The sequence below is a fragment of the Amphibacillus cookii genome (assembly GCF_016908375.1).
GTDB classification, from domain to species: domain Bacteria; phylum Bacillota; class Bacilli; order Bacillales; family Amphibacillaceae; genus Amphibacillus_C; species Amphibacillus_C cookii.
The window spans coordinates 18,509-36,879 of sequence record NZ_JAFBDS010000003.1; the positions used below are offsets into that span (position 1 = coordinate 18,509).

The 18,371-nt window shown below is 38.6% G+C and carries 17 protein-coding genes; 8 read left to right on the forward strand and 9 right to left on the reverse strand.

What is annotated here, in order from left to right:
* Positions 1-133 precede the first annotated feature (133 nt).
* Together speB and speE are read right to left on the reverse strand one after the other, a co-directional pair.
* A complete protein-coding gene (speB, locus tag JOE23_RS05355; RefSeq protein WP_204436279.1) occupies positions 134-1,006 on the reverse strand; it encodes an agmatinase in 873 nt (290 codons plus the stop codon).
* 12 nt (positions 1,007-1,018) lie between these two features.
* On the reverse strand, positions 1,019-1,840 hold the full coding sequence (gene speE, locus JOE23_RS05360; protein ID WP_204436283.1) for a polyamine aminopropyltransferase: 822 nt from the start codon (positions 1,838-1,840) through the stop codon (positions 1,019-1,021).
* Positions 1,841-2,116: 276 nt separating this feature from the next.
* Between speE and JOE23_RS05365 the strand changes: the two genes are divergently transcribed.
* Positions 2,117-4,012, forward strand: a complete 1,896-nt coding sequence (locus tag JOE23_RS05365) for a transglycosylase domain-containing protein (protein WP_204436292.1) — start codon at positions 2,117-2,119, stop codon at positions 4,010-4,012.
* Between the two features lie 40 nt (positions 4,013-4,052).
* On the opposite strand, the gene JOE23_RS05370 is transcribed toward JOE23_RS05365, so the two are convergent.
* Positions 4,053-4,565 (reverse strand): YwhD family protein, encoded by a 513-nt coding sequence (locus JOE23_RS05370; protein WP_204436294.1) that lies wholly within the window; start codon positions 4,563-4,565, stop codon positions 4,053-4,055.
* 272 nt (positions 4,566-4,837) lie between these two features.
* On the opposite strand from JOE23_RS05370, the gene JOE23_RS05375 reads away from it, so the two are divergent.
* A complete protein-coding gene (locus tag JOE23_RS05375) occupies positions 4,838-5,023 on the forward strand; it encodes a 2-hydroxymuconate tautomerase (protein WP_204436296.1) in 186 nt (61 codons plus the stop codon).
* A 108-nt stretch (positions 5,024-5,131) separates the two neighbouring features.
* Here JOE23_RS05375 and JOE23_RS05380 read toward each other — a convergent pair whose 3' ends face one another.
* Together JOE23_RS05380 and JOE23_RS05385 are read right to left on the reverse strand one after the other, a co-directional pair.
* Entirely contained in the window at positions 5,132-5,638 is a 507-nt protein-coding gene (locus JOE23_RS05380) for a YwgA family protein (RefSeq protein WP_204436299.1), read from the reverse strand.
* Positions 5,639-5,649: 11 nt separating this feature from the next.
* Positions 5,650-6,948 carry an HD domain-containing protein gene (locus JOE23_RS05385; protein ID WP_204436301.1) on the reverse strand — a complete coding sequence of 433 codons (1,299 nt, stop codon included), beginning with the start codon at positions 6,946-6,948 and terminating at the stop codon, positions 5,650-5,652.
* 99 nt (positions 6,949-7,047) lie between these two features.
* On the opposite strand from JOE23_RS05385, the gene JOE23_RS05390 reads away from it, so the two are divergent.
* Positions 7,048-7,887 carry a lipoate--protein ligase family protein gene (locus tag JOE23_RS05390; protein WP_204436303.1) on the forward strand — a complete coding sequence of 280 codons (840 nt, stop codon included), beginning with the start codon at positions 7,048-7,050 and terminating at the stop codon, positions 7,885-7,887.
* A 167-nt stretch (positions 7,888-8,054) separates the two neighbouring features.
* On the opposite strand, the gene pta is transcribed toward JOE23_RS05390, so the two are convergent.
* Positions 8,055-9,026, reverse strand: a complete 972-nt coding sequence (pta, locus tag JOE23_RS05395) for a phosphate acetyltransferase (RefSeq protein ID WP_204436305.1) — start codon at positions 9,024-9,026, stop codon at positions 8,055-8,057.
* Positions 9,027-9,930: 904 nt separating this feature from the next.
* On the opposite strand from pta, the gene JOE23_RS05400 reads away from it, so the two are divergent.
* Complete coding sequence (locus JOE23_RS05400; protein ID WP_204436307.1) at positions 9,931-10,350, forward strand: cell wall hydrolase; 420 nt, start codon at positions 9,931-9,933, stop codon at positions 10,348-10,350.
* Positions 10,351-10,378: 28 nt separating this feature from the next.
* The gene (gerQ, locus tag JOE23_RS05405; protein ID WP_204436308.1) at positions 10,379-10,840 is read left to right on the forward strand and encodes a spore coat protein GerQ; all 462 of its coding nucleotides are present in this window, start codon (positions 10,379-10,381) and stop codon (positions 10,838-10,840) included.
* 115 nt (positions 10,841-10,955) lie between these two features.
* Here gerQ and JOE23_RS05410 read toward each other — a convergent pair whose 3' ends face one another.
* On the reverse strand, positions 10,956-11,231 hold the full coding sequence (locus tag JOE23_RS05410) for a YwdI family protein (protein ID WP_204436310.1): 276 nt from the start codon (positions 11,229-11,231) through the stop codon (positions 10,956-10,958).
* 95 nt (positions 11,232-11,326) lie between these two features.
* Here JOE23_RS05410 and JOE23_RS05415 point away from each other — a divergent pair, with 95 nt between their 5' ends.
* Positions 11,327-12,181: a fructosamine kinase family protein gene (locus JOE23_RS05415; RefSeq protein ID WP_204436312.1), complete on the forward strand. Its 855-nt coding sequence runs from the start codon at positions 11,327-11,329 to the stop codon at positions 12,179-12,181.
* 204 nt (positions 12,182-12,385) lie between these two features.
* Here JOE23_RS05415 and JOE23_RS05420 read toward each other — a convergent pair whose 3' ends face one another.
* A complete protein-coding gene (locus tag JOE23_RS05420) occupies positions 12,386-13,378 on the reverse strand; it encodes an acyltransferase family protein (RefSeq protein ID WP_204436314.1) in 993 nt (330 codons plus the stop codon).
* Between the two features lie 553 nt (positions 13,379-13,931).
* On the opposite strand from JOE23_RS05420, the gene JOE23_RS05425 reads away from it, so the two are divergent.
* Positions 13,932-15,014 (forward strand): AI-2E family transporter, encoded by a 1,083-nt coding sequence (locus tag JOE23_RS05425; protein WP_204436319.1) that lies wholly within the window; start codon positions 13,932-13,934, stop codon positions 15,012-15,014.
* A gap of 95 nt (positions 15,015-15,109) precedes the next feature.
* Complete coding sequence (gene recQ, locus JOE23_RS05430; RefSeq protein ID WP_204436325.1) at positions 15,110-17,179, forward strand: DNA helicase RecQ; 2,070 nt, start codon at positions 15,110-15,112, stop codon at positions 17,177-17,179.
* Between the two features lie 377 nt (positions 17,180-17,556).
* Here the strand turns inward: recQ and JOE23_RS05435 are convergent, their stop codons facing one another.
* A complete protein-coding gene (locus JOE23_RS05435; RefSeq protein WP_204436328.1) occupies positions 17,557-18,324 on the reverse strand; it encodes a class I SAM-dependent methyltransferase in 768 nt (255 codons plus the stop codon).
* Positions 18,325-18,371 lie beyond the last annotated feature (47 nt).

The window sequence follows — 18,371 nt, forward strand, 5'->3', positions numbered from 1 at the left end:
ATTTTATACTAAGGACTTTCAAACCCTATTTCTTCGTTAACATGCTCCTAACATGATTAAAGACGAATGAAAAGTAGTTTGGTTCATACCCTCATTCGTCTTCACGTATCCTATTTACTTCTCACTATTCGTTCTATTTAACCCAACCTAGCAACATTTCGCGCACACATTTACTTGCTAGAATAGCCGTTTGCTCTGTTGGGTCATAGGCTGGTGCAACTTCAACTAAATCTGCACCTACAATATTAACATTGGCGTTCGCTAATAGATGTATCGCTTCAAGCAATTCTTTAGCGCTGATCCCTCCTGCTTCTGCCGTGCCGGTTCCTGGCGCATAAGCGGGATCAAGAACATCAATATCAATCGTAATATATAGGTCTGAACCAGCTAAATCCGGCAATACTTCTGATAATGGTTTAGCTACTTCATACCTTGCCATATACATCCCACTTTCTTTGGCATAAGTAAATTCTTCTCTCATACCCGAACGAATCCCGAATGAATAAACGTTAGGGGCACCTATTAAATCACAAATCTTTCGAATTGGAGTAGAATGAGATAATGCTTCTCCCTCATATTCCTCTCTCAAATCCGCATGTGCATCAATATGAATCACTTTCACGCTAGGATATTTTTTATAGACCGCTTGCACGACTGGCCATGTAACCAAATGTTCACCACCAAGCCCTAAAGGAAACTTATCCTTTTCTAACCATGTGGTAACGTGCTGATAAATTTCAGCTAAGCTACGTTCAGCATTCCCAAATGGAAGGGGCATATCACCGGCATCAAAATATGAGACTTGTTCTAGATGCCTGTCTAAATACGGACTATACTCCTCTAATCCAATTGAAGCTTCACGAATTCGATTGGGACCAAATCGAGAGCCTGGGCGAAAGCTTACCGTCCAATCCATTGGCATCCCATAAATCACTGCTTTAGCTTGATTAAAATCGGGTTGAGACATAATAAACACTTTTCCAGAATACGCCTGATCAAACTGCATTAAGATCACTCCTTACTTCGTTAAATCTTCGACAAATTTAGGTAAAGCGAAGCTCGCATAATGGATGGATGGCGTATAATATTTTGACGCTAACTCAGCCTGACGAACATCTTCTAATGGGTGATACTTTTTACTGCCCATGGTAAACGTCCAAAGCCCACTTGGGTATGTCGGAATATTAGCTGTATACAGTTTGGTAATTGGGAAAATTTCTCTAACATCTTTGAAAACTTGCTCAATTAAATCCGCCTTAAACCATGGATTATCTGATTGTGCAACGAAAATACCGTCCGCTTTTAATGCTTTACTAATACCCGCATAAAAGCCTTTTGTAAAGAGATTAACTGCAGGACCAACCGGTTCAGTTGAGTCTACCATAATGACATCATAAGCATTTTCACTTTCTGCAATATGCATAAAACCATCAGCTATCTTTACTTCCACACGCGGGTCATCTAAAGCACCAGCAATAGAAGGTAGGTGTTTTTTCGATGCTTCAATGACACGACCATCAATTTCAACCAAAACGACTTTTTCAACCGTCGAATGCTTCAATACTTCTCGAATGACACCACCATCTCCCCCACCAACGACAAGAACATGTTTTGGGTTTGGATGCGTAAATAAGGGAACGTGACTAATCATTTCATGATAAACAAATTCATCCTTTTCAGTTGTCATCACCATACCATCTAACACAAGCATATTTCCCCACTCGGTTGTTTCAATCATATCTAATTTTTGAAAGTCTGTTTGTTCTTCTGCTAATGTTCGTTTAACTTTAGCTGTAATACCAAACGTCTCTGTTTGTTTTTCTGTATACCATAAATCCATTTTATCGACTCCTTTTTATCTATCTTAACATGTGCTCTATTTTGACTAGAAACACATTTATTTTAGAGTTTTTTAATGAAAAAGCAAGCATTTTTGATTAAATTTACTAAAAAAAGTGATACTGGATAAGTGATCATGCCAATAAGCAGTTAGTCAAAGCGGTAATAAAGCGATTGATCAAATAGGGCGTGATCTTAATGAAAGTAGAACTTTATTGCCTTACCGTTAACCATTCTTTTATTTCCTTTTTGAATACGCAATAAGGAGGGGATCATCATGCACAAACGCTTAGGACTATGGATAAGCTGGGGATTAATCATTGGATTTATAACGCTGTTAACAACGATTTTCTTATTAGGAAAGCCTGAACTAAACGATCAACCGATCATGATTTATGATAATGAAGGGAAATTACTTGGCTCCGTGTACCCTGAGGGTGAACGACTCTGGTCCGCTCTTGATCAAATCAATCCCAAATTAATTGAAGCAACCCTAATCATTGAAGATCAAAATTTTTATCAACATCGGGGATTTGACCTAAAACGGATCGGCGGGGCATTATTAGAAAATATTCGTCAACAAAACTTAGCTGAAGGTGCCAGCACAATTACACAACAATACGCACGTAATCTTTATTTATCACATGAGAAAACATGGATGCGAAAACTTGCTGAAGCTTTTTATACTTTTCGTCTTGAACAACACTATGATAAAGACACATTATTAGAAGGCTATTTGAACACCATCTATTATGGCCATGGTATTTATGGTGTTGAGACAGCAAGTCAATTTTATTTCGGTAAATCAACTAAACAATTATCAACGGCTGAAGTCGCTATGCTTGTTGCCATTCCTAATCGTCCAAATGCATATTCACCACTTGATCATTTCGACAGAGCAAAACAACAACAATTAAATGTTCTTCAAACATTAAAACGCACAGATGTTATTGATGAAACAGCATATGATTTAGCTACACGTGAACAACTCGAAATCATAGCGAACCCGCTCCACGATCAGCAATTTGGTTATGTGGCTGATCTTGCTATAGCGGAATCATCACAAATACTTGAAGAAGATCAAATTGGAGGATACCATATTCATACAACGATCAACTCTAGCAATCAAGACGCGCTTAACCAAGCCATTCAGCGACATATTGAAGACCTCCAAGTAGGCGCACTAATGGCCAATACAGCAACGGGCGCAATCGAGGCGATGGTAGGTGGTGTTGATTATTATCAAAGCCCATATAATCGAGCCATTCAGGCAAAGAGGATGGTTGGATCAACATTTAAACCGATTTTGTACTATACTGCATTAGAACATGGTTTTACAGCTGCAACAACTTTGACGAGTGAACCCACTACCTTTTTATTCAATGATCGAGACAGCTACTCACCAAGCAATTTCAATCATGCTTATGCCGATGATACCGTTACCCTAGCACAAGCGCTTGCTGTCAGCGATAATATTTATGCCATAAAAACACAATTATTTTTAACACCAGAACTTGTTATAGACCGCGGACGTTCACTTGGGATTTCAAGCCCACTTCCTTCTGTTCCTGCCCTTGCGTTGGGAACCGCTTCTTTGAGTGTAGAGGAGATCGTGGCTGCTTATAGTCACTTTGCGAACGGTGGTCATCAAGTGAATCCCTATCTGGTAGACCATATCGTCAACAACGAAGGCCAGAATGTTTATCAACGGGATCGTCATTTAGGTGAACAAGTATTGGATGAACAAGTTACCTTTATTCTCAATCAACTGCTTACGGGTATGTTCGATCCAAATCTGTCCAGTTATCTATCGGTAACTGGAGGTTCAATTAGTGAAGAATTAAGTGGTAACTATGCCGGAAAAAGTGGAACAACAGGTACCGATAGTTGGATGGTGGGCTATAGTCCCGAATTGATCGTTGGTGTATGGACAGGGTATGACGACAATCGAAAACTTGACAATACTCAAGCGGCTAAACGCATTTGGCGTGATGCCATCGAGTCCGGCCATGATCAAATAAGCAGTACTAGCTTTATTGCCCCTCCCGGGATTGTAGCTGCTTATGTCGATCCCACTACAGGTTTATTAAGTAGTGAACATTGCACGGTTAGCCGACTAATGTTTTTTATTGAAGGAACTGAACCTAAGCAATATTGTCAAGTCGATCATTGATAGGATTCACTAAAAAATAAGCTCTAGGCCTGACCAGAGCTTATTTTTTTAATGGAAGAGAAGCTTTCAATTGTTCTGATGCACGCCCCCACATTTCTGGGTTAAATTGACGTAGAAAATCTGCCAAAAGATCTCGTGATGCTTGGTCCATATGGTCGACCATCACATGGCCTTTTAATGATTTTTCCATATGAGTCACATGTTCAGGCATGGATTTATATGCACGTTTAATCGATCGATCAACACGTATCTCACTTGCAGCCACACCATGATAATAAGGACCCTCTTCTCCAGACTCAACCGTCACCCAGACGATCCAATACAGTAAGCCGTTCGGAACCTCTGTTTTATCAGGAATAAATTTCACCCGACGTTCCACTTCACTACGCGCATGCATTGCCCCCATATCAACAAAGGCACGGTTTTCATTGGGGTCAATAATAACAGGAGAAATATTTTCTAGACTAATGGCACCGACACCATAACCACCATGGCCATCAGTTGAATCATCTTTCATAATTGTAAAAGCCTGTTTTTCTTTCTTTTCAGTCATTTCAAAAACCTCCTTAACAACACTATTGTAGCATATTGAATCATTGCATTTCAGCTATTCTAACTGGTACACTTAGAATAATAGCACAGAAGAGGGCAAACAAAAGAAACACGGTGAGTCTGACTTTTCGTTACGTGATTGATAGTTGTGTGCATCAGGACATTAGCATCCGTTATCGCCCAGCTAAAGAGATTGACCGTTGCTTTCTATTCTAAGTCGGGCGCTTTACGGAAAGCTATCTGTGATAAAAAAAGAACAGGAGTGAGTCATCCATGCCGTATGTAACAGTAAAAATGCTTGAAGGTCGGACAGATCAACAAAAGAAGGACCTTGTCGAAAAAGTTACCGATGCTGTTGTTGAGACAACAGGAGCTAACAGAGAAAAAGTCGTTGTATTTATTGAAGATATGAAGCGTGAACATTATGCAGTGGGCGGCAAAAGGCTTTCTGATCAATAGCCCTTAAATCCATAATCTTGTTTTAAACGTTTTTGGCTTTGGATCATGAAATGCTATTCGAATCGATATTCATTTTAATATCATGTGAAAGAAAAAAGGATGTGTCCATTAATGAACACGTCCTTCTTTTAGTTGATCAATAAAGCGCCAAGCTTCTTTAATATCTGCATCACTATAATTAACACTTGCTTTCACTTGATGAATCTTCTTTTCTACTTCTTCAGGAGGTAAATCATCAAAGAATAACATGGTTGACACCAGTTCAAGAAATCGAGAACTTTGTGCTTTTAACAGTTCGATTTCATCTTTACATAAGGGTAAATCATCTGGAGCTTGTTCAAGAAAGGATAAGCCAGCATCTGTCACCGTATACTGGTATTGCAAATAATGGCCTTTATCTTGTTTCTCTTCAGAAACAAATCCAAGATTACATAGTTCTTCAATTCGCAAAGTTAACTCTTCCGAATAAGGCCCATAAAAATGAAAAGCAAACTTTTCATCAAAAGGAAGGTTCAATTTTTTTAGGATATAAATCATTTTTTGCAATTTTTTTCTACCAACAATGCTATTTGCATCGATAAAAAAGCGCACTAATCGCGCATGATTAAGCAACATGTTGTCATCTCCTATTCTAAGCCTAGTAATACTTTAATTCTTGCTTTTTCCGGTTGATCATCTGGTAATGCCTCTATTAAATCAGCCGGATAGTATAACTTATGGTCTGTACGTTTTTTTCCGGAAATCGATTCAACAATATCTGAAGCCCGAGACAACTCTTGCAATTCATCTTGAGGTGTTAATAAATAGATAGGTAGACGCTCTCCCTCTTCACCCGGACGATAAAAATCATAGGGTAAATCTGAAGAAGAATCGACCACTAAATAATAATCCGGATCTAGATTGATGGCTTCAAACAACTGAAATAACTCAATGGATTCCTTAATCTGTTGTTTTGGATTAAATTCAACATACTGAAATAACTTTCGGTTCGTAAAGCGACGACATAAATCAGAGAGAATGACATCATCCTCATTGATCCATGCTTGGAAATAATACATAACAATCGTTTCGTCTAAATTTATGTAATCCGTTAATGTGACATCCCCAGCAAAAAATGACAAAAAATGTTTCGGTTCTTGCTTAAATTGATAGTGCTGATTATGTAAATGTTTAACACGGTGAAGAATTTTTGAAAGAATCACTTCAGCGCTTCGGCTTACCGGATGAAAATACACTTGCCAATACATTTGGTAGCGACTCATAATATAATCTTCGACAGCATGCATACCAGATTGCTTAATCACGACTTGATCATCCAACGGACGCATTACCCTAAGAATGCGCTCCATGTCAAAGTGACCATAGCTAACACCAGTGAAGTAAGCGTCACGTTGTAAATAATCCATCCGATCTGCATCAATTTGACTTGAGATCAGACTGACCACTAACTTATCATGGTATGTCTTATTGATAACTTCGGCAACTTTCTCAGGAAATTTAGGCTCAACCCGCTGTAAAATTTGATTAATTTCTGTATCACCTAATATAATAGCCTTGGTAAAATCTTCATGATCCAACTTAAATACTTTTTCAAATGAGTGTGAAAACGGACCATGTCCTAAATCATGTAATAAAGCCGCCGCCAGACAAAGCAAACGTTCTTCAGGATTCCAATTGGAGCGACCTTCAAAATTAGTAAGAATACGGCGAACAATTTCATATACGCCAAGTGAATGATTAAAACGGCTATGCTCAGCTCCATGAAACGTAAGAAAAGTCGTGCCCAATTGCTTAATTCTACGAAGGCGTTGAAATTCGCGCGTTCCGATTAAATCCCAAATCGCGCGATCGCGCACATGGATATAGCGATGAACCGGATCTTTAAATACTTTCTCTTCACGAAGCTTCTCGTCACGGTACGCCATAACATGGTCCCCCCTTATCAAAAACAGTTAAATTAGCTTATCATTTTTATTCATTATATAATAGATGAGGTTAATCTGAAAGAGGAGTTGACGTTAAACATGGATGATTGGAAAGAATTATTCAGTGAAACAGAAGTACGTTTCATTGATCATACTAGAATAGATCGACCAGCTTGGGAATCTTTTGCGATTGATGATGCTTTAGCTGAATCTATTAATCGTGAGCACTCATCAAATGTGGTTAGAATTTGGCGTCATACAGATACCGTCGTATTGGGCATCGCTGATGCGCGTTTACCACATTTAACTGAAGCAACAAACTGGTTAATCAATCAAGGGTATCAACCTGTCGTCCGCAATTCAGGTGGCCTTGCTGTTGTGGCGGATGCTGGTGTATTAAGTGTGTCACTATTGATTCGAAACGGAGAAAAGATAAGCATTCACCAAGGGTATCAGAAAATGGTCAGTTTTATTAAAACACTTTTTTCTCAGTGGACACACGCTATTGAAGCATTTGAAGTAGTCGGTTCGTATTGTCCAGGTGATTACGACTTGAGCATAAATGGGAAGAAATTTGCTGGCATTTCACAAAGGCGTGTACGAAATGGGATTGCTGTGCAAATTTATTTATCTATTGAAGCTGACCATCAACAGCGCGCTAAGTTGATACAATCTTTTTACCAAAAAGGGCTTAAAAATGAAACGACACGTTTCAATTATCCTTCCGTTAATCCTGATACAATGGAAGCACTAGAAACGTTACTCGGTATACCTTTAACAGTAGACGACGTCATCGAAAAAATAAAGGAAACACTTGATACATTACCAAGCGAAGTGATCGAAAATGATTTGGACGAGGCAGAAAACGTTATTTATCAAAAGCGTAGAAAACAAATGTGGGAACGAAATAAGAAAGCATTAGGTGCGTTATTCCTATAAATCAAAACTTCAATCAGGGGATGGTTTCGACCTTCGCCCACTGATTGATAACTAGTCCGCTAGCGCCCGCTTAAAGAATGACCTCTGCTCCCTAATTTGAGATGAGCGGTTTACGGACGGTTATCTGTGATAAAAAAAGTCGGCTATCTTGAGCCGACTTTTTTATTTTATAGTGCTTGTGCTGCAGTAATAATAGCCAGTTTGTAAACATCATCTACGTTACAACCCCGTGAGAGATCATTAACAGGTTGGTTAAGTCCTTGTAAAATTGGCCCTACCGCATCAAAATTGCCTAAACGCTGAGCAATTTTATAACCAATATTACCTGCTTCTAATCCAGGAAAGACAAAAACGTTAGCGTCACCTTTAATATCGGCATGAGGTGCTTTCTTTTCTGCTACACTTGGCACAAAGGCTGCATCAAATTGGAATTCTCCATCTAAAGTTAACGACGGCTGCAGGTCTTTAGCAATTTTCACTGCTTCTGCGACCTTATCCGTTTCCTCTGATTGTGCAGAACCTTTCGTTGAAAAACTCAACATTGCCACACGTGGATCAATATCGAATAAAGCAGCTGTTTCTGCTGATGCAAGCGCAATCTCTGCTAAATCTTGGCTATCTGGATTAATGTTAATCGCACAATCAGCGAATACATAGCGTTCCTCTTCGCGTACCATAATAAAAACACCTGACGTCTTTTTTATGCCTGGCTTTGTTTTAATAATTTGCAGAGCAGGGCGAACAGTATCTGCTGTCGAGTGTGCGGCACCACTAACTAAACCATCTGCTTTACCCATATAAACTAACATCGTACCAAAATAATTTTCATCTAATAATAATTGACGCGCTTTTTCTTCTGTTGCTTTGCCTTTACGTCTTTCAACAAATTGATCCACCATCGCATCAAATTCAGGATACGATTCTGGATCGAGACATTCAACATCACCTAGATTCAGGTCAAGTTCTGCCGCACTCTGTTCTAATTCTTCTTTCTTTCCCACTAATACAGGTTGGATTAATCCTTCCGTTGCCAATCGAATTGCTGCTTCTAAAACGCGCTGATCAGAACCCTCTGGAAATACAATTCGCTTAGTATTCCCAGCTAGTCTTCCTTTTAATGTATCAAATAAGTTACTCATGTCTATTACCCTCCAAATTCTATTCTGTTATATATAATACGCCTTTTTCTGTTCAATGAAAAGGGTTAACGATTAAATTTCACAAATCTTTTATATTTAACTCAAATTTCGCACACATTCAACCTTGATCGTTTTCAATAGACGCGTTATTCAATAGGCTTGTTGACTTTACTTCTACATGGTTGTGCCGCATCCAACCTTCTCATATGCTTAAACGTTATGTCGTTCCGAAAAGCAAGGGATTCGCTTTTCGCGGGGATGGCCTCGGGCCTACAGGATGTAGGTCAATTAGACGTTGTCACACGAGGTGACGGGTTTAGTCTAATATTCCACTGTGTGAAGCAAAGATCGCTCCTCAAGTGGATCTTCAGCTCATCCTATTCCCGCAGAAGTCTCACCCCTTGCTTATTTCCACTTAGACGGGTGGTTATACTGAATGCATAAGCCCAACCGCACGAAGTAAAGCGAAGAAGATGTGACACGATTAGAATAAGAAGTTTCTTATTCTACGATGTCTTAATGATCTCCATGGTGGAAATCTAACGTCCACGGATTGAAATGGCGCTTGATGAGATCTTGAAAGACAACCATTATTAAGATAGATGATACTATTCAGCAGGTGAGCTATGTGTAGACTCCTGTGGGCGTAGCTCACCTGCGCGTCTAAAACGAAAGGTTGATAATACATCGAAAATTTATATTCAAAGTCAACCTTTATATTTAATATGAGGTTTACCCTTATGCTTTCTTGGCTGAACCTGAAAATTCAGATGAGAAAGTTAATATATTTAAGTTTAATAACCACATAAATTAAATTACCCTAATCTTTCTATAAAAAACATATTATTATCGATGGACGCATAAATATGGCTAAAGAAAGGTGTTGTAGAAATGAGGTGAAGAGATGGCCGTTGTTCCATTTACTGAGAAAGATGTGGCCTTGCTTGCCCGATTATTACGTGCTGAAGCCGAAGGTGACGGTAAGCTTGGTATGTTAATGGTCGGAAATGTAGGCATAAACAGAGTCATTGAGGATTGTTTGGATTTCACTGATATTCGAAATATTCGTGAGATGGTTTATCAAAGTCCTGGTGGGTTTGAAGCGACACAAATGGGCTATTTTTATCAACGCGCCAGGGAAATTGATAAAGCTTTAGCACGGCGTGTTATCAATGGCGAGCGCTTCCATCCAGCTACACGATCATTATGGTTTTTCAGACCAGACGGCCCCTGTCCAGAACAGTGGTTTGGTCAGTGGAATACCGGACGTTATAAATCCCACTGTTTTTTCGCACCACTAGCAGCCGATTGCCCACGTTTGTAGAAGAAATTATTTTAAGGAGTGAAAAAGAATGAGTGAAGAAAAGAACCAACGTCAAAAAATGCCAATGCCTGGCGCATTCCCAACTCAACAACCACATATGATGCCCATGCACCATTTCCCGCAACCGATGCCACAACCGATGCAGCCTATATCTCAATTTCAACCCGGAGGACCATTTCAACCTAGCTTTCCTTCTTTTCCACAACAACCGTCGCAATTTCCACAACAAGAAGGATTGCTACCATTGGAAGAGTCATACATTGAAAATATTTTGCGTTTAAATAGAGGGAAAGTAGCTACAGTATACATGACTTTTGACAGTAATGAGAGATGGAATGCGAAGATTTTCAAGGGCATTATTGAGGCAGCCGGGAGGGATCACATTATTTTAAGTGATCCAGAAACAGAAAAGCGGTACCTCTTACTTACCATTTATTTAGACTATATTACATTTGATGAACAGATTGAATATGACTATCCGATCAATTAATTAATTGAATGAAGGTGTATTTTCTAGGAGGAGAATGACATTTAAGTTAAGGCAAATAATCACTTTGCTAATAAAGTGATTATTTGCCTTTTTGGCTACCCTTTAATAGCTTAATTTAAAAGTCTAGTAATGAACTTGGATTATCGTATGTTTCACTTGGGGGTTCTGCGTTTTGCGGTTGATAGCGATCGCCCATCATTGTTCGAAGCTCAAGTTCTTCTGAAACGGTCTTTTCAATAGTCGGTTTGTGCTCTTCCTCAGTATCTAAAATTAAATCTGTTAGCAAGCGAATCGCGCGCATATGCTCTTTTAATTTCGCTTGATCGGGAGCCTGTTTTGCTAAGGCAAGTTCTTGCTCTATTTTTGATAAAATCTTATCATGACTAATCATGGCTACGCCTCCTTTACTCCTATTATAACGTGGTAGGTTGATATCTGTATAGAATCACGTATACTGAAAAAAAAGATGAAAGGTGAGTCGTACAGATGAATCAACAGATTAAAGACATTTTCAAACAATTTGATGCAGCTATGGACGTCATTAACATACAACCCGTGACGGGAGGCGACATTAATGCGAGTTATCTTGTGACAACAGATAAAAGACGCTATTTTATCAAAGTTAATCTTGATGCGGCAGATGATTTCTTTGCATTTGAAAGCTATGGATTAATCCGCTTAGCTGAAACAGGTACGGTTCATGTACCTATGAATTATTATCAGCAATCATCCCCTCCCGCCTTAATCTTAGAGTGGATTGAAACAAGTGATAGTGACGAGACGCCATCACTTTTAGGGCAACAACTTGCCCAACTGCACCTTATTAAACAACACGATTATGGACTTGATCGTGATGGCTATATCGGTTTACTTAACCAACCTAACCAATTAACTGATGATTGGGTTGATTACTTTGCAACGATGCGGCTTGGCAACCAGCTAAACATTGGTATAGATCAAGGTATCATCACTGGACAGAGACGCGCCAAATTAGAATCACTGATTACAAACTTGAAAAACCTCTTACCCGAACGCCCTCAGTCCTCATTATTACACGGTGATTTATGGGGAGGAAATTGGCTAAGTGGGACTAATCATAGCCCTTATTTGATTGATCCTGCCATCGTTCAAGGTGATCGTCATTTTGAATTGGCTTTTACTGAATTATTTGGTGGTTTTTCTAGTGATTTTTATGCGGCTTATCAACAAGTCTTTCCGCTCGATTCAAGTTATCCAGATACCAAGCAGATTTATCAACTTTTCTACTTGCTTGTCCACCTAAACATATTTGGAGAAATGTACGGACCACAAGTGGACCGCATCCTCAATAAGTACACTTAACACTGCTTTTATGGTGGTGAACAAGGTGAATAAAAACTCAGGCGTTTCGGTGAAGTTTTTCCGACAGTAGAGGCAATCTAGAAAACAAGGCAGCAATAATAACTTTTACATAAAACGAAACTTCAATCCGTGGAGTTCTCGACCTTTCCCACGGATAGTTAGTTGAGTAAATCAGAACATTAGCGTCCGATCAGGTGTGATCGATTAGCTAGGCTTTTGACTCAACTGCTTCCAAGCTGTTGTCTTGGTTTCAATAATCGGTTGAAATGATATAAAGATAGGCTTGCTTGACAATAATAAAACAAGCGCTAAACTAATGGCGATTACCACTACGAAATCGAGTAAACTATTGATTTGAATCAGGTCTCGTTCCCTGAAAAACTGAACAAATAAACCATGAAGCAAGTATACATAGATCGTTTGCTGACCAAACTTAGTCAGCAGCAGCTGTCTTCTCGGGACCCAAGCATAGAGACTAAATATTAATAAAAAAGCCACGATATATACACCAGTTCTTATAAATGCACCCATCGTAGGCGCATCTAAACTTTGATAAGAAGCAGAACCAAATAACCAGCCCATTTGAAAATCAGGCATAATATAGCTAAGTAATAAAGCTAAACTTATGACTGCTAAACTGATCATCCTTATACTTTTTCTCTTCACGACGAACAATTGTTCTTTTTTTAACCAATAACCGCTTAAAAAAAATGGAAAGAACACAAAAGTCCGTGACAAGCTGTATACATGACCAATCCCGTCAAAATAACCGATGATAAGCCCAATCATCACTGACAGTGCAATCCCCTTCTTGGCTGAAAATCTTTTAAAAACAATAAGTAACAGATGCCATGAAAACAAACTAAGCAAAAACCATAATGACCAGTGTGGCTCAAATAACGGGGTATCCCATCCACTATTAGTTAAGAAATCATAATAGGCTGTATAAATTAGTTGAAAAATTAAATAAGGGATTAACAATTTACGAACAAGGCCAAATAAATAACTAGGCTGACTGCTACCTTTAGCAAAAAAGCCACTCACTAAAATGATAGCAGGCATGTGGAACAAATAGATAAAACGATACAGTGTTGCAATCATCTCAGATTCTACTGTTATCGGTTGAATCACATGGCCAAACACAACAAAAAAGATTAAAATGAATTTTGCATTATCAAAAAATGCATCTCTTTTCATAAAACACCCATCCTCCATACAGATCTCTATGCATGTATTTCCAATTTTAAAGGAAACCAAACCATTATTAAAGTCATTTAATTGGATTGTTAGTCGACTGTAATCATCTTGTAAGAAATATTAACAATGTTAACTCAACTTTCGCAAACTGAAAATAGTCATTCATTGATGTGCCGCATGCGTTTAGCACGTTATTTTGTTTCGAAAGCAAGGGATTCGCTTTTCGCGGGGATGGCTTCAGCTCATCCTATTCCCACAGAAGTCTCGCCCCTTGCTTATCTCCACTTAGAATGGGGTTCATACTGAATGCGATTTCCATTTTGTGTGCGATCGCGGAAAGCGGAACATAGCTCACCTGCGTGTCTAAAACAAAAGATTTATAATCAATCGAAAATCTATATTCAAAGGCAACGCTTATATTTAATAGTAGGTCTATCCTTATGCTATACTTGAAAATTTAGATGAGATAGTTAAGTGATTAAGAAAAAGTATTCATCTCCTTGATTTCTATGCTATTATAAATTTATAGTGTTAAATGAAGGATGTGGTTTGCTTGACTAAAGAGAAAATGTTTCGTTTTTTAGTATATGCTATTTTAATTTTCACCTTAATCTATTTAGTACATTTAACCGGTTTTATTTTTAGACCGATCGGAACTTTAATTGCTGCGATTGCTGTACCAATTATTGGTGCTGGCTTACTTTTCTATATAACAAATCCACTTGTTAATCGATTAGAAAACTTTAAAGTTCCACGTATTGCTGGGATTTTACTTGTATTTCTCGGCTTAGTTGCCGTTGTTTTTTTTAGTATCTATTTTATTATTCCACCGGTGCAAGAACAATTTGCCAAACTGATTGACAACTCACCACAAATGGCACAGTATTTTGATGAATTATTTGAACTCTGGCAAAATCGGCAAGAATTCATACCTGCTAGTGTAGAAGATACGATTCAAAATGTGATAAACAACTTGGATAGTTATGCAGAATCGATTATGAGTTCGCTTTTCAATTTTATCGGTTCCGTATTTAGCTTTGTCTTTTCATTTGTGCTTATTCCATTCTTCCTGTTTTTCATGTTGAAGGATGGTCATAAATTTATCCCGTTTGCAACCAGTTTCTTTAGCCAATCAAAAGCGAGTAGCCTAGAGACATTACTTAAAAACATTAATCGATCACTTTCTGCGTTCATTCAGGGACAAGCTTTAGTTAGTTTATGTGTTGGTGCGATGCTGTTAATCGGTTACTGGGCGGTGGGCTTAAACTATGCTTTGATGCTCGCAATATTTGGACTGTTTATGAACTTAATTCCATTTGTCGGACCGTGGATCTCTGCGATTCCAGCTGTTATTATCGGTTTTTTCCAAGATCCCATGATTGGTGTGTGGACAGCTGTTATTATGATTGTTGCACAACAAATTGAAAGTAACTTTATCTCACCGAATGTGATGGGCAAGGTATTAAAGGTACATCCGCTAACCGTTATTACCTTGATTTTAGCTGCCGGAGCTATTGCAGGATTTCTCGGTTTATTGTTCGTGGTTCCTGCTTATGCAGTGGCAAAGACGATCATTAGTCACTTTTACCATGTATACACAGATAAACGACCTGTTGGGCAGAAGAACTTATTTTAGAAAACCATACATTCGCTAAGACCGAGCGGATGTATTTTCTTTTCTTGCAGTCAGAAAAACGGATTTTATTAATTGGTTAGAAAGGTGTTCACGAAATGTTAGATAAAGCAAGACATGTATTAAAAACCTATTACGGCTACGATCGATTTCGCCCTGGCCAAGAGGCATTGATTGACTCAGCATTAGCTGGTCATAATGCACTTGGCATTATGCCGACTGGTGGAGGGAAATCGATATGCTATCAAATACCCGGCATATTAATGCCTGGTACAGCTATTATCATTTCTCCGCTCATCTCTTTAATGAAAGATCAAGTCGATAGCCTCGAGACATTAGGGATGAAAGCAACTTTTATTAACAGTAGTTTATCACATCAAGACTACACTCAGCGGATGCGGAAAATACAGCAAGGAGCTTTTGACTTTGTATATGTCGCACCAGAACGTTTTGATAGCGACTCGTTTTTATATACCGTGCAACAAATAGAGGTTGCCTTTTTGGCGTTTGATGAAGCCCATTGTATCTCGCAATGGGGCCACGACTTTCGCCCAAGTTACCGTTCGATCATTGGTACCATACAAACACTTCAACATATTCCATTTCGCTTGGCACTAACGGCAACCGCCACACCAGAAGTGATTGATGACATTCAATCTCTGCTTGAAATCAATGATGCCAACGTTGTCAATACAGGTTTTGCCCGTGAAAATCTCCATTTCCATCTTGTCAAAGGACAAGATAAGCAAAACTTCTTACTTAAATACCTTAATGACCATAATCAAGATGCGGGTATTATTTATGCACCGACAAGAAAACAAGTTGAATCGATTCATGCGTTATTAGCGCAAAAAGGATTTCGGGTTGCCTACTATCATGCGGGTTTACCAGAGGAAACGCGTCGTGATCAACAGAATACGTTCATTAATGATGAGGTTGAGGTGATGGTGGCAACAAATGCTTTTGGCATGGGGATTGACAAATCCAATGTACGCTTTGTTATCCACAACAGTTTACCGATGAATATCGAAGCTTACTACCAAGAAGCTGGACGTGCCGGTAGAGACGGTGAACCGAGTGACTGTATTTTACTATATTCCGGTCAAGATGCCCACCTACAAAAGTATTTAATTGAACAATCGGGCCTTGATGATGACAAAAAAGCCCTTGAGTATAAAAAGCTCCAAGCGATGATCAATTATTGTCACACCGACGATTGCTTACAAGCTTACATCCTTGATTATTTCAATGATAAAAGACCAGACTACCAGTGCAACCACTGCTCAAATTGTACACATACCGGTGAAAAAATCGATCGCACACGTGATGCGCAAATGGTATTCTCTTGTGTTATGCGCATGGAACAACGCTTCGGTGCTGGGTTAACAGCTAAAGTGTTAAAAGGGTCTAAAGATCAAAAAGTAAAGCAATTCGGTTTTGATCGCTTATCAACATACGGGCTCATGCAACACCGCACAGAAAAAGAAATTACCCAATTTATTCATTTTCTTGTCGCTGAATCTTTTTTAACTACAGGAGACCAACGTTTTCCAATTTTACAATTAACCAAAAAAGCGGCAGCCGTTTTAAAGAACGAGAAAAAAGTATCAATGCGTGAAACAACTATTCAGCAAACAGAAGCAATCGACTTTGATCAACCATTATTTGAACAATTACGGCATTTAAGAAAAGAACTTGCTGATCAAGATCATGTTCCACCTTATGTGATCTTCTCTGATGCAACATTAAAAGAGATGTGTCGAGCACTTCCTCAAACCAAACAAGACATGCTCGCTATTAAAGGGGTGGGTTTAAAGAAATTCGATCAATACGGGGAAACCTTTTTACAAATGATCACATTAAAAACAAGTGACCAGCCTAGTTATCTGATCAGTTGCCAACTATATCAAGAGGGTGATACCATAGAGCAGATTGCTAAAAAACGTGGCATTCAAGAACAAACGGTGGCTAATCATCTCTTTCAGGCTCATCAAGAAGGCCATCCGCTTACTTGGTCAGACTTTTTTAACGAAGAAGTGGAGGAAGCTGTGTTAGAGGCTGCTCAGACCATAGATGAACCTAAATTAAAACCAATTAAAGAACAACTTGATGACAACATCGATTATACGATGATAAAAGCTGTTTTGTTAAAAAATCATGTCTCGTGACACTGCCTTAGGTAGCAATAGAACATTAGAATGTCCCACTCTACCTTTAGATTAGTAACTGGCTAGGTTACGCTTAAGACATACGTCGTTCGAGGGAAAGAAATAAGGTGATTAAACCTTACGCCTTTCGCTTTCGATAAATGGGACCATCAACAAAAAGATAGTCGTTTTTTAAAGAAAAAATGCACGCCAAAGCCAGATTGTTTTAACAGCTGGCTTTTTTTGGTTCCAGCGTACATGCACATAAACGAATGACTGTGCGCCCATTCGTTTTTTAAACATAACGATTGAAGGAAAGCAGTCTCAAAACGTCCCAAGCAAATGAACGCGTTTGCCTCAATTTGCAGTAAATCCCTTTTGAAGTTAATTTTAAATTACTATGCTTGAGGCTGCTTCTTTAATTTAAATACGATAAAATCAGCACACCTAAAATCTTCTTCAAAGGAAGGATATTTTTTTAACATCTCTACCGATGGCTTCGGTTCCACTACTTTTTCTAAAATAAAGCCTGTTTTAATTAAAGTGTTTATATAACTTGTTAACGTTCTGTGGAATAATATCATTTTTTCTTTATCACCTAACGATTGTTCATGTGCCCCTTCATAAAAATAGTTATCGACGTTCCAATGCAACTTCTTACCGTCTTTTGTTCTCTCCCAACCACTATTAGGAGTAACAAAGCAAGGGTGTAAAATGGAAAAAATAAAACAACCCCTATCTATTAATAACCGATACATTTCTTGAAATGCTTTTTCGTAATTCGCAAGGTCTTGAATAACCATGTTGGAAACTATTAAATCGAAAGCCTCATCTTCTAAAAAATGCAATGCTTCGCAATTCCCCTGCCGATAATTAATTTTCAATTCTGTTGGCGTTCTTTCTTTAGCAATTTCCAGCATTCGTGGTGAATAATCTACAGCAGTTACTTTGGCCTCGGATTTAGCTAATAGTCTACTTAGATAGCCTTCTCCACACCCAGCATCTAGAATTTTCTTATGACTTATTTCTCCCATAAGCGAAAATAAAGTCGGATTTAAAAAAACTTCTTTATGACGGTCTCCTTGTTCAGTATGAGTTGCAGAATATGTATCCGCAAACCGATCCCATCTTTTTATCGCTTCTTCAGTACCGCTCGTTCGTTCCATCTTTCTACCCCTTTTTTCATTACTTTAGCTTCTATACTCATATTCTA